The 14125-nt window shown below is 45.0% G+C and carries 7 protein-coding genes; all 7 read left to right on the top strand.

Annotation, left to right across the window (positions count from 1 at the left end; all coding sequences use genetic code 11):
* Positions 1–473: 473 nt before the first annotated feature.
* The 7 genes from IH879_09700 (at position 474) to IH879_09670 (ending at position 13657) form a co-directional block, all read left to right on the top strand.
* Positions 474–2870 carry an ABC transporter permease gene (locus IH879_09700; GenBank protein MCH7675209.1) on the top strand — a complete coding sequence of 799 codons (2397 nt, stop codon included), beginning with the start codon at positions 474–476 and terminating at the stop codon, positions 2868–2870.
* Between the two features lie 72 nt (positions 2871–2942).
* Positions 2943–5315 carry an ABC transporter permease gene (locus IH879_09695; GenBank protein ID MCH7675208.1) on the top strand — a complete coding sequence of 791 codons (2373 nt, stop codon included), beginning with the start codon at positions 2943–2945 and terminating at the stop codon, positions 5313–5315.
* Between the two features lie 40 nt (positions 5316–5355).
* Positions 5356–7761 carry an ABC transporter permease gene (locus tag IH879_09690; protein MCH7675207.1) on the top strand — a complete coding sequence of 802 codons (2406 nt, stop codon included), beginning with the start codon at positions 5356–5358 and terminating at the stop codon, positions 7759–7761.
* A gap of 115 nt (positions 7762–7876) precedes the next feature.
* Complete coding sequence (locus IH879_09685; GenBank protein MCH7675206.1) at positions 7877–10252, top strand: ABC transporter permease; 2376 nt, start codon at positions 7877–7879, stop codon at positions 10250–10252.
* Between the two features lie 99 nt (positions 10253–10351).
* The gene (locus IH879_09680; protein ID MCH7675205.1) at positions 10352–10591 is read left to right on the top strand and encodes a hypothetical protein; all 240 of its coding nucleotides are present in this window, start codon (positions 10352–10354) and stop codon (positions 10589–10591) included.
* 2 nt (positions 10592–10593) lie between these two features.
* Positions 10594–11034 carry a hypothetical protein gene (locus IH879_09675; GenBank protein MCH7675204.1) on the top strand — a complete coding sequence of 147 codons (441 nt, stop codon included), beginning with the start codon at positions 10594–10596 and terminating at the stop codon, positions 11032–11034.
* Between the two features lie 175 nt (positions 11035–11209).
* The gene (locus IH879_09670; protein ID MCH7675203.1) at positions 11210–13657 is read left to right on the top strand and encodes an ABC transporter permease; all 2448 of its coding nucleotides are present in this window, start codon (positions 11210–11212) and stop codon (positions 13655–13657) included.
* Positions 13658–14125 lie beyond the last annotated feature (468 nt).

The raw sequence follows: 14125 nt of genomic DNA, 5'->3' as shown, positions 1-14125 counted from the left end.
TCACTTCTTTTGGGGGAACATTGTAATAAACTTAGTGGATTTAGATTCCTGCTCCCTCATCCAAATTGTGTAGACTTTTAAGGTTTCCCCATTCGGTCCTTTCACGACTCCTTTTATCTCAAATATCTGACCGTATTTTGTTTTGTCCGTAGGAATAGCGTCAACAGATAGTATCTGAGTTCGCAAATCCTGTGCTGGTCCCTTATTCTATTATCACGCTAGATAATGATAGTTCATTGTCCTGAAATTGTCAAGTCAAAGGTGTTCGCTGGCGAACGACCTTTGTCAAGTGAGCGAACACTTTGCATTTTCTTCTTTTCTCTAATACTTGGTAACTCTTTAAAAAACAATAGTGGCATGGTTGTTGAAGGTAAGTGAAAGGCGAGATGGCAGAAGTGAAATGTATTTTGGGCTGGCTAAAGACCCGCTTTGCATTTCACGTTTGACTTTTCACGCAAACAGGGAGAAAAACCATGTTCGAAAACTATCTCAAAGTTGCTGTTCGCAATCTATTAAGATACAAGGCCTATTCATTTATTAATATTTCGGGCTTGGCGCTTGGCATTACTTGCTGCCTGCTTATTCTGCTGTATGTGCAGGACGAACTCAGTTACGATCGCTATCATGAAAACGCGGATCGTATTTATCGCGTCATTTCAGAAAGTAGTCATAAAGGAAGAACATCACGTCAATTCGCAACGCCTTCCATTGTTGGACCCATTTTAAAACGCGAATTTCCGGAGGTTGAGCAAACGGTGCGTCTTTATCCAGCATGGCGTCCGGTCATTATGGGGCATAGCGATCGACTTTTTCAGGAAAAACGCTTTTATTATGCAGACTCCACCATTTTCGATGTTTTTTCGTTGCAATTTATTTTGGGTGAGGCAAAAACTGCGCTGGTTCGACCCAACACAATCGTATTGACTAAATCCATTAGTCAAAAATATTTTGGCGATGATAACCCATTAGGTAAAACACTCACACGAGATAACGCCCGAGATTTTGAAGTGACCGGGATCATAGAAGATATCCCGGAAAATTCCCATTTTCATTTTGATTTCCTTGCTTCCTATTCGAGCCTCGAGGCGAACTGGGCGAAGAATGAAGTTTGGGACACAGCTAACTTTTTGACTTATTTACTTCTTCGTGACGGGCATGCTCTATCCGCGATCCAAAGCAAGATTCCAGCTCTCGTTCAAAGAGAACTCGGCGAACAATTGAATGTAAGAGGTGAAACTTTACAGATTCACTTTGAACCGCTCACACAGATTCATCTCTATTCAGGTTTATCAATACCCGGAGAAACGAATGGCAACATTACCACTGTTTATGCATTCGTTGCTATCGCCATATTAATTTTATTGATTGCCTGTATCAATTACATGAATCTTACAACCGCACGCGCCGCCCGTCGTGCCCGAGAAGTTGGAATGCGAAAAGTTTTAGGCGCATTTCGAGGCCAACTCAGCAGACAGTTTTTCGGGGAATCGATTTTTACGACTTTATTGGCACTTGTTCTAGCAGTGTTTTTACTCGAGGTATTCCTGCCTGTTTTTAACACTCTTTCCGGGAAACAACTTGTTATAACCTATTTTGATAATCCGTTCATCTTAATCATTCTTCTGGGGACCGGGCTTTTTGTCAGCGTCCTCGCCGGAAGTTATCCTGCACTGTTTTTGTCAGCGTTTCAGCCGATTTTAGCGTTGAAGAGTACACCTTCAGAAAAAACACACAAATTCGCCTTCAGAAATAAATTAGTTGTCTTCCAATTTGTGATTTCAATTGTTTTAATTGTCGCGACTCTGGTTGTGAAGAATCAACTCGAGTATGTTAGAAATAAAAAACTCGGCTTTGACAAAGAGCAAATCGTGGTTTTACCTATTCGGGATCAGGTACTGCAGCAAAGTTACACAACCCTTAAAACAGAACTTCTGCAAAACCCTGATATTCTAAGCGCAGCAGCAACTGACGGCTACCCAAGCAACCAGCAGGCCGGATATTCAGCAGCTGCGGAAGGGTTGCAGCAAAATGAGTATCCATTGTCAGCGGGCATGATTGTGGATCCGGATGTCATCGAAACCCTGGGACTCGAGTTAATTGCCGGAAAAGGCTTCCCTGAATCCTATATCCCCGAACATGGGTATTTCTATGTCATCAATGAGGTGTTAATGAACCGCTTGGGTTGGAGGGCTGAAGAAGCTGTCGGGAAATGGATTAACTTAAAAAGCGGGCGCAAGGGAACGGTTGTAGGCGTAGCAAAAGATTTTCATTTTACTTCCTTGCATAGTCAAATTCAACCGCTTGCAATGTTCACTTCTCCCAAGTCCGGGGACTACGATTACCTGTTGGTGAAAATTAATTCGCAGGATTTCCGCAAAACGTTAAGTTTTATTGAACAAAAATGGCAGGTGATCGCTCCCCATCGTCCGTTTGAATTTGCTTTCCTCGATCAAGAGTTCGATGCGCTCTATCGTTCCGAAGAGCGCGTTGGTCAGCTCTTTTTTGTTTTTGCGGGACTTGCCATCGCAATCGCTTGTCTCGGTCTTTTCGGACTTGCGTCTTTTACAGCAGAACAGCGCACAAAAGAAATCGGCATACGCAAAGTTCTGGGCGCATCCATACCGGAGATTTTGCTGCTTCTTTCCAAAGAGTTCACCAGGCTTGTTGCCATTGCTTTTGTGGTGGCCCTGCCCTTTGCTTATATTTCAATGAATTCCTGGCTGCAAAATTTTGCTTATCGTATTGATATCGGAGCCTTCACATTTATTTTTGCGGGAGTAGTTACTGTAGCAATTGCCCTGGCAACTGTCAGTTACCAGGCGATCAAGGCAGCCTTAGCCAATCCAATCGAAGCATTGAGGTATGAATGATGTAAGAGACGTAAGCCGCCAGGCGTGAATGATTTTTTCACGTCTCACGTTTAACTTTTGACGGAGATTACCATGTTCAAAAACTACTTTAAAATAGCCCTTCGAAATTTTATCAAAAATAAGCTGAATTTTTCAATTAATACGTTCGGATTAGCCGTAGGCTTTGCAGCGAGTATCATCATCTTTTTGTTTGTCCGGAACGAACTCACCTATGATGACTTTCATGAAAATTCCGAGTCCATTTATTTGGTTTATAAAGAACGCATTACTCCCACCGGCACGCAAATTACCCGTGACACTTGGCTTCCCATGGCTGAGGCCTTAAGGAACGATTATCCGTCGATCAAGAATGCAGCTCGGATATGGGACGATAACAACAGCTGGGTTCAAGTCGAAGGCAATAGATTCCAGGAAAAGATCACTTACGCCGATCCGGCACTGTTTGAAATCTTTACTTTCCCTCTTTTAGAAGGGGATCTCAGCACGACCTTTGCCGACATTAATTCCGCCGTGATTTCTCAAGAAATCGCGGTTAAGTATTTCGGCGAAACCAGCCCGATAGGAAAATCCATAACACTCAATTATGAGACCGATTATATCATTCGTGGTGTTTTGGATGAAATTCCACAAAACTCAACCATCGAAATTGACATCCTTGTGCCCTGTGAAAGTGCGTCGTTCTATGAAGAGAATAAAGAAAATTGGGGTAGCTCCTGGCTTTTTACTTTTATTCAATTATCCGAAGGAAGCACTGCTGAGTCACTTGAGCCCCAATTCCCGCAATTTGTGGCAAAAATCTGGGGTGAGGAGCTTAACACAAGCATGAATTTAAAGTTGACCCATCTCCCGGATTTATATAATGAGATGACGGATGCGAATACCTACGCCTATATTCTTCTGGGAATATCGGTTGTCATTCTAATTATCGCCTCGATTAATTTCATGAATTTGACCACCGCGCGTTCGATCGAACGTGCCCGCGAAATCGGCATGCGCAAGGTGCTGGGCGCTTTTAGACGTCAGCTTATAGGGCAGTTTCTCAATGAGTCACTCGTTGTGAGTATCCTTGCACTATTTTTAGGGATAGGTCTCCTGGAATTGCTTTTGCCGGTTTTTAATACGTATTACGATCTCTCTCTGTCGATTAATTATTTGAGCGACTTCGGCACCATTTCCGGTCTCTTTGCACTAGCTGTGATTGTGGGATTGATCTCGGGTTTCTACCCGGCGCTTGTTATTTCACGCTTTCAACCCAGTGAATCCCTGAAAGGTCAGCTTAAATCCAGCCCGGTCGGCCTTAAATTGCGCTACTCTTTGGTATTGACACAATTTTGCTTAGCCATCATTCTTATAATCGGCACCGGCGTCATGTGGAATCAGGTGCAATACATGAAAAACGCCAATCTTAATTTTGACCGGGAAAATGTCATTGCCATACCTGTGAGACCATCCGATTTCGAGAATCGCGAGCAAGCGCAGGTCAGTTTGGAGGCGTTTAAAAACGAACTTCATCAGTATTCCGGTATTAAATCTGTCGCCTCATCTACCCACATACCGGGAAGGTGGCCCGGATGGTTTACATTCGCTTATCCAACCGATCGTGACGACTCACAACGGTTACGGATACGCCGCTCCTTCGTCGACGCCCATTATTTTGACACTTATGGAATTTCATTTGCTGAAGGTAGAAATTTTTCCGAGCAATTGGCTACAGATGCTGACAACTCCATGATTATCAATGAGACAGCTTTGCGGGACATCGGTTGGAATTCGGCGAAAGGCCGCCAAATCCGTGTTGGCGAGACGATTTACAATGTTATCGGCGTTGTCAAAGATTACCATTTCCAGTCATTAGCTTCGGAGATGGCTCCAATCCTGCACTTTTATCGTCCGTCCGACCATGGTGTGCACCGGGTGTTTTCGGTAAAAATGACCGGAGGCAATGGCGTCACGACCCTCGATTACATAAAAGAAAAATGGCAGACCCTGGATCCTTCCCGCGCTTTCGAATTCTTTTTTGTTGATGAAAATTTTGATCGACTCTATGAGAATGAGAACCGCTTGAGTACGGTCACCAGTTCCTTCGCAATTTTAGCTATCATGATCGCATGTTTAGGGCTGTTCGCCCTCGCCTCCCTTATCGTTACCCAGCGTACAAAAGAAATTGGGGTGAGAAAAATCTTAGGCGCTTCTGTCCTGGGAATCGTTCTGCTACTCACAGGAGTATTTACCAGATTGGTGGGCCTGGCGTTTATTTTGGCCTGTCCAATCTCTTATTTTGCCGCCAACAAATGGTTGGCTGATTTTGCTTATCGCACCGATCTTGGAATTGAAATTTTTATGCTTGCCGGATTGCTCTCTATAGTAATCTCATTTTTCACGGTGAGTTATCATTCGGTCAAAGCGGCGGTGGCGAATCCGGTGGAGGCGTTGCGCTATGAATAATTACAAATTATAATATACTTTCCGAAAACAAGGAGCCATCATGATTAAGAGCTATCTCACCATCGCATTTCGAAATTTGCGCAAACAGCGGGCTTATTCTCTGATCAATCTGCTTGGGTTGGCCATTGGAATTTCCTGCTCGATTTTGATACTTTCTTTCATCTATGATGAATTCAACTTCGATCGCTTTCACTCCAAAGCCGATAGAATTTACCGTATCATCGACTCGGAGGTTTCCCCGGATCAGGGCGAGCAGCACTACGGTATCACTTCGGCGCCGGTGGGGCCGGCCATGCAGGCAGAATTTCCGGAAGTGATAAACTCGGCGCGATTTATTAGCCTTGGACGCCACACGGTTCAAAACGGTGACCTGAAATTCTATGAAGAATATCTCGGGGGTGAGCAAAGCCTTTTTGAGATCTTCGACTTCGAATTTGTGTCCGGCGATAAGGAGCATGCACTCGATGAGCCGAATGCAGTGATCCTCAGTGAAGAAACTGCGCGAAAATATTTCGGAGACGAAATGCCTATCGGGAAAACCCTGTCTTCGGATCGCGGACATGAGCTTAAAGTAACCGGCGTCGTAAATATTCCGCATAACAGCCATCTGAAATTTGACCTGATGTTCTCTTTTCTGACCCTTACTTCGAATCCACGCTTTGCGCCGTTCATGGATCGATGGGACATTCAGGGGTTTGCGACTTACATTCTGTTGGACGAGCAAAACGATGCGCAGGGTGTTCAGGCCAAGCTCCCTCCTCTCTTGAGAAGAAACCAGCCCGAGAGCAGCAAGATTGAAAGGCAACTCGCGTTGCAACCGCTCAGCGATATCCATTTCAAGTCCGAACATATCGAGTCAGACAGAAATTCGGCAAAAGGAGAGTTGACATACATTTACATCTTAGGTGCCATCGCAATTTTTATCGTGCTGATTGCCTGCATAAACTATATGAATCTGGCAACAGCACGTTCGTTCCACCGGGCCGCTGAAGTGGCCCTGAGAAAGGTTGTGGGGGCGCAGCGCCGCCAGCTCATCGGACAGTTTCTCACCGAGTCGGTGCTGCTCACGGGCATGGCATTGCTGCTGGCTTTCGTGATCGTGCAGAATACGCTTCCCGCGTTCAATGCTTTTACCGGCAAGGAGCTGTCTTTAGTTTTTGGCACCAGTGGTTTATCGCTGCTATCCCTGATCCTGCTCACATTTACCGTGGGTGTGATTTCCGGCAGCTACCCGGCATTTTATCTTTCGCGGCTGGAAATCGCCAGGATCATTAAAGGAGAATTCAAGACCGGTTCAAGAAAATCTTTTTTAAGACGCGGTCTGGTGATCGTCCAGTTTGGGCTTTCGATCATCATGATCATCGCCACCCTGGTTGTGTTTAATCAGATGAACTTTGTACAGTCGAAAAGGCTTGGATTTAACCAGGAACATCTGCTGGTCGTGGATATCAACAGTGGTGCTGCACGAGGTAATTTTCAATCCATCAAGAATGAATTTTTACGGTATCCTGAAATCAGAAGTGTTTCCGTGACCTCGCGGGTTCCCGGCGAATGGAAAAATCTGGTTGAAATCGAGGCCCGGCCGGCCGGAGCATCTGAGGAAGATCTGCGGACGATGACTTTTTTTGGCGTAGATCAGGACTTTCTGAACACCTTTGAAGTAGAGCTGCTTCACGGACGCAATTTTCTGGAAAGTATGACGACGGATACCACCGCGGTGCTTGTCAACGAAACGGCAGCTGATATGCTTGGCGGTGACCTGATTTTAAACAAGGAAATTGTCCTGCAAGTGTCAGAAGAAAGTTTGGCTCTGCATGTCATCGGGATTGTTAAAGATTTCCATTTTCGCTCTTTGCATGAACAGATTGGCCCGCTGGTGCTGGGGCATAGTCACAACGCAATTCAAAGTATCGACTATTTTACCGCACGGATCAGCGGCCACGATATTCCAAAGACCCTTGACCATCTGCAGCAGGTTCATGAACGATTCGATTCTGTGACGCCGTTCGAGTACCATTTTCTCGATCAGCAGATCGAGAACTTCTATGCCGCCGACCAGCGGCTTGGGCAGTTGTTCGGGATTGCTGCCGGCCTGGCCATATTCATCGCATGTCTCGGTCTTTTCGGGCTTGCCGCCTTTACTGCCGAGCAGCGCACCAAAGAAATTGGGGTGAGAAAAGTCCTGGGCGCATCCGTGCCTCAAATCGTGTTCCTGCTCACAAAAGAATTCTCCCGGCTGGTCATGATCGCGCTCGTGCTGGCTGCGCCGGTCGGGTATATCTTTGCCAGATCCTGGCTGCAGCAGTTTGCCTATCACAGCACTATCGGTGCGGAGATTTTTGTGGCTGCGGGGCTTTTGGCTCTGATAATCGCATGGGTAACCGTCGGTTTCCAGGCGATCAAAGCGGCTCTTTCGAATCCGGTCGATGCGTTGCGGTGTGAGTGAAACGTAAGACGGCAGAGGTGAAACATCGGAAATCGTAATGCGGAAATTTGGAAAATGAATTTCGATTTTCATTTTAGATTTCACATCTCAAGTTTGACATTTGAGGGAGAAAATCATGTTTAAAAACTACCTAAAAATCGCTTTAAGAAATCTTTTACGACATAGAGGGTACACATTCATCAATATCGTTAGTCTGGCAATAGGTATGGCTTGCTGTCTGCTTATTCTATTCTATATTCGCAATGAGTTAAGTTATGACCGCGACCATGAAAATGCAGACAGGATCTTTCGTATGGGTCGAATTTCACAGAGTGGTGACAATGTGAGAAAAGGCGCTCGCTCAACAGTACCGATGGGACCTGCTCTAAAAGCGGATTTTCCTGAAATCACAGAGGTTATTCGGTTCTGGCGGGCATTCAATCCCGTTCTCAGTTACCAAGAAAAGCATTTCCGAGAAGATCATAAACTATATTTTACTGATCCTGCCGTTTTTGATGTCTTCTCATTTCCATTGATAAACGGGAATCCACATACTGCGCTTGAGTCGCCAAACACCATCGTAATCTCAGAAGCCATGGCTGAAAAATATTTCGGGGTCGAACAGCCGATGGGCAAAGTGATCAACTTTAGAGGCTACCCGGCCGGGGAACTCGATCTTGTGGTTACTGGTGTGATGCGCGATCTGCCACGTAATACCCACTTCGAATTCGAATTCCTTGCCTCATTAGTTGGTGTTGAAACTGAACGAACAAACTGGGGTTCATCCAAGCCCATATGGACATATGTGTTTCTTCCTCAGAATTATCCTCCTGAAAAGCTGGAGAGCAAGCTACCTGGCTTTGCTGATCGGTATCTTAAGTTAGAAAATACGACGGAGGAGTTGCACCTGGAACCGCTGGAGTCATTACACTTATTCTCAAACTATCCCGGTAGCTTCAAGGCTCCGGGCAATTTGGCGTATATCTATCTGTTTTCTGCTATTGGTTTTTTTATTCTACTCATAGCCTGCGTTAACTTTATGAACTTAGCGACGGCGCGGTCTCTTGCAAGAGCTAAAGAAGTCGCGGTGAGAAAGGTTTTGGGAGCATATCGAATACAACTGATCAAACAATTTGTCGGTGAAGCATTATTTCTGAGCTGCCTTGCTCTGGCCCTGGCCATTATGTTGATTGAAGTTCTGCTTCCGGTATTTAACACCACTTTCAACCTGGATCTCGTCATCGACTATTTCCAGGATTGGTTCGTCCTTTTATGTCTGGCAGCCACAGTGCCAGTAGTTGGATTGCTGGCGGGGTGTTATCCGGCTCTCTTTCTGTCTCGCCTTCAGCCGATTGCCGCGTTAAAGGGTCGGTTTGTTTCAACTACTTCCGGAAACCGGCTCAGAAAAGGTTTAATCGTTTTCCAGTTTGTTGTCTCTATCGTGCTAATAAGCGGGACTTTAATGATTTACAATCAGCTTGACTATGTCCAGAACAAAAATCTCGGTTTTGGAAAGGAACAAGTTGTTGTCGTGCCATATGGCAAAAATGATGACGTACTCATCGCCGCAATGCTTCGACACCCAAATATTATGAATGTCTCGATTTCCCAGCGCGTGCCCGTAAACCTGAAAAACAGCGATGGTCGCATTGTTGTCCCGCAAGGGTTTGTACAGCCTTTTCGTGTACAAAGCTACATTACGGATGAATATTTCCTCGATACATATAAGATTGAGCTAGCTACCGGAAGTAATCTCTCGTCTTCACCTGGTATAGCGAATCAGGAATTTATGATTAACGAAACGGCTGCAAAAGAATTTGGTTGGACACCTGAACAAGCGCTTGGCAAGAGATTACTATGGAGTGGAGATAAGAATGGTAGGGTGGTAGGAGTCATAAAGGACTTTCACATGGCATCTCTACATGAAAGGATCAGACCGTTGGTACTTCATACAATCCCCGGTGATTTCTCATGGCAAACCTTTATTTCCATCAGGATTGGACTTGAAGATCTGCAGAACACATTAAGATTCATAGAAAAGACGTGGAAAAAGTTTACACCTAACGATGCCTACGAATACTTCTTCATCGATGAAAGCCTGGATCTTTTACACCGGGACGATCAGCGTTTTGGCAAAATATTCAGCTATTTTGCCATACTTGCGATCCTGATCGCATGTATGGGTCTATTTGGTTTGGCTTCATTCACTGCAGAACAGCGCACAAAGGAAATTGGAATTCGCAAGGTGCTTGGTGCATCTATTAGCAATGTTGTGCTCTTGCTCTCCAAGGAATTCACCAAGCTAGTGGGCGTTGCCTTTCTGTTGGCTGTACCTATTGCATTTTTAGTAATGGAACGCTGGCTTGATAATTTTGCCTATCGGATCAGTGCGGATTTCAACCTCTTCCTTCTCGCTGGCATTTTAGCTCTTATCATTGCCTTGCTGACTGTAAGCTACCAGTCGATCAGAGCTGCATTAACAAATCCGGTGAAGGCATTGCGGTATGAATAACAGAAGGTGTGAGATCGATTACGACCTCCAATTATCGGTTTTCACCTCTCATGTTTGATTTTTGACGGAGAGAAAGCATGTTCAAAAAACTACCTAAAAATGGCTTATCGTAACTTGCGTGAAAACAAATTGCCTTCCCTGATCAATATCACCGGTTTATCTCTCGCGATAGGGTGCTGCATTTTCGCTTTTGTCTATGGGGATTTTTACTACAACCGTGACAATTTCCATGAAAATGTGCATTTGCGATCCGAACAGTACGCCGAAGCCATCCACTTCAAAAGTTACCTTAAAATTGCTCTTAGTAATCTTCTCAAACACACACGAAAGGAATCTTGAAAATGTCAGATCTGGGCTCAACAACGAATTCAGAAAAAATCCTAAAACTTCTCCTGCGGTTTCTTGGGACTACTTCTTTGTTCGCATTAGTTTTTGTCGTCGCGCCCTGTTCATGGCTGGACTCGATACATTCGTTGCTAGGTATGGGTCAGCTTCCCGATAAACCCGTGGTTGGATACCTTGCGAGATCTACCTCGGCTCTATATGCAATCTTGGGCGGCTTGTTCTGGACTGTTTCTTTCGATCTTGAGCGACATCGTCTGGTCTTGCGCTATCTGGGTGCGGCGATAACCTTGTTTGGAGCAGCGCTTCTTGTGATCGATTGGTCGGAGGGCTTACCGTTTTTGTGGAAGGTTTGGGAAGGTCCCTTCCTCATGGCGTTTGGACTTGCAATTTTTGTCCTGAATCGTCTGATTAAGACATCGGAAAGCGCAAGTAGTTGATTTTTGTCGTCATAGTAAAATACTTTACTGTATTTTACCAATCGTTGAAAGCAGTACTTGCGAATCCGGTTGAGGCATTGCGGTGTGAGTAACTAAGACGGCGAAGTGAAACATTTTGGGCCTGCGAAGACTCGTTTCACTTCTCACTTTTCACGTTTCACGTAAAGGAGTAATCATGTTTAAAAGTTATCTCAAAATTGCGTTAAGAAACGTGCTTAAACAGAAAAGCTATTCGCTCATCAATACTTTTGGCCTGGCAATTGGTATGACGAGCTGCCTTTTGATTTTTCTGTATGTTGCAGATGAGTTCAGTTATGACCGTTTTCACCAACAGGCGAATTCAATCTACCGCATGAACTGGGATTACAAGAATAATACCAGTGAAGGCGTTGGCCCGGGTACGCCTCCGCCACTTGCGGCAGCACTTAAGCGCGAGCTTCCGGAAGTAAAAGCTGCAATTCGGCTATACCCGGTTTCGGATATGATTGTGAGGTATGAGGATAAATTTTTTAACGAGCAAAATATTGTGGCCGCCGACACTGACTTCTTCGATTTCTTTAGTTTCACCTTAATTGAAGGCAATCCTGAAACAGCGCTGGACAAACCGAACAGCGTGATTTTAACTAAAGAGACAGCTCTTAAATATTTCGGCGATGAATCGGCCATGGGTGAAATACTGACCATCGGTCATGACAACAAAAAGTTTTGGGGAACTTATAGCGAAACTTTTAAGGTGACGGGCGTTGTCGAGAACATTCCAAGGAATTCGCATTTCCGTTTTGATTTCCTGACTTCGATCTCCTCCCACCCGCAAGTCGCATTTTTTGATTGGAGCTGGATTTGGATGCAAGTCGCCACTTACGTCATCATTGATGACCGGGCTGTCCTCCCCGAACTCGAAGCGAAGATTACAGACATCGTGGCGAAGCATGCCCCGGCAGCCTTTACCCGGGTTGGGTTTTCTTATGATGAGTTAATCGAGGGTGGTGGACGCTGGAATTTCGTTTTCCAACCCCTTACAGATATTCATTTGGGTTCAACTGATATTGGCAACAGGTTAGGTTCGGTCGGTAACAAAACCTATGTTTCAATGTTTGCGGTTGTTGCTGTTTTCATCCTTTTTATTGCTTGTATAAACTTTATCAATCTGGCTACAGCCCGGTCAGCCAATCGGGCAACAGAAGTTGGTATACGAAAAGTTTTAGGGTCAGTAAAAAAGAATCTCATCGGACAGTTCCTGACAGAATCGGTCATCTTCAGTTTTCTGGCAATGCTCATTGCATTGGGCCTTACTGAATTATTGTTAAACGGATTCAACCAAATTTCAGGGAAAATGCTGGACCTGAATTTACTGCAACCGGTGTGGCTGCTGCCATTCCTGATTCTGTTGACGCTTTTTGTGGGTGTCATAGCTGGCAGCTATCCAGCCTTGTATTTGTCAAAGTTTCAACCGGTGCAGGTCTTAAAGGGTAAACTCGCCGCAGGCACAAAAAGCCAGGGATTAAGAAATACCCTGGTGGTGTTCCAATTTGCTATTTCCATCGGGCTGATTATCTGCACATTCGTTGTTCATAAACAAATGCAGTTCATGCGTGAAGCCGACACCGGGTTCACCAAGGAAGGTGTGTTGGTTATTTCCAATGAAAATCAGCGGCTGGGCACCCATGCCGAGACTTTTCGAGATAAGATTAAAACCAACCCTGAAGTGATAAATGCCACCCTATCAACTGGTTTGCCTCCTTACGGAAGATTTCAGGATTACTACAAGCTTACTCGTGAGGGCAAAGAGCAATTCGAACTCACTTCCTATATCACCGATGACAACTTTTTGGCCACTCTGGACATTGAGGTGGTAGAGGGCCGTAGCTTTTCAAAGGAGTTTAATGAATCGCAAAATGTCATTCTAAATGAACGTGCGGTCGAACAATTCGGGCTCGATAATCCAATCGGCAAAAGAATTTTTTATCCAAGTAGTGGTGAATATGAAATCGTTGGCGTGATCAAAGACTTCAACTTTTTAACTTTGCAGCAACCGATTTTTCCGTTCGCTTTGTTTCATCATTCATCAAATTCGTATACGATATCAAACTCGTATGTTGCTGTTCGTTTACAGGCGGATAATCTGGAAACCACATTGAACAAAATCAAAAACGACTGGCAGGCTTTAGCGCCGGCATCGCCGTTTGAGTATTCATTCCTGGACGAAAATTTCGAAGCCCAATATCAGGCCGAGCAGCGGATGGGAACATTGTTTTTGCTCTTTGCGGGTCTGGCGGTTTTTATAGCCTGTCTCGGTCTGTTTGGCCTGGCTTCTTTTACTGCCGAAAAAAGGACGAAGGAAATTGGCATTCGCAAAGTTTTGGGAGCCTCGGTCCCAAACCTGCTTTTTATGCTTTCCAGAGAATTTACCCGCTGGGTAGTCGTTGCTAACCTGATCGCCTGGCCGGTGGCTTTTTATTTTATGAAAGATTGGTTAGAAAACTTTGCCTACAAGACAGTGATTACCTGGGATATTTTCCTGTTGGCTGGCGGAGTTGCGCTGGTGATTTCAATTCTAACGGTGACCTTTCAAGCCGCCAGAGCAGCGCTGGCCAATCCGGTGGAGGCGTTGCGGTATGAATAACGTGAAACGCGAAATGGCAGAAGTGAAATGTCAGCTATGAGTCAATCTGCTTCATTTTTGCCGACCCAAAAAGCAGTTGACTTATAACCGAAAGTTTAGTCTATGCCAAAGCTTTTTTTCGATGCCGGAGGGCTCGCCCTAATTGGTAAGGCGGCGGTCTTGAAAACCTTAGTTTAGTAACACAACTTCAGTAAAAACAAGCACTCGGTCTCCTGGAAGGAGGAAAGCTGTAAGTGCTTGTTTTGTTTATAGCTGTTCCTGTTTTTTCATAATGGTTCGCACCATCGATTGCCACCTATTTGCCACCTGGCTTACATGAATTTATTTTCACCTCTTACTTCTTGGTGCGAACTGGCTAGAGCGTTGGCCTCCGGAGCCAGAAGTTGGGGGTTCGAGTCCCTCCTGTGAGCCGTTGGATATAAATTGTTCTTTTTTTAGTTAGTCAGGCATTTTTTGCCGCCCATTCTT

Source organism: candidate division KSB1 bacterium (genome assembly GCA_022562085.1).
GTDB lineage: Bacteria > Zhuqueibacterota > Zhuqueibacteria > Oceanimicrobiales > Oceanimicrobiaceae > Oceanimicrobium.
Note: the sequence above shows the minus strand (reverse complement) of the source record. Positions and strands in the feature narration are given on the sequence as shown.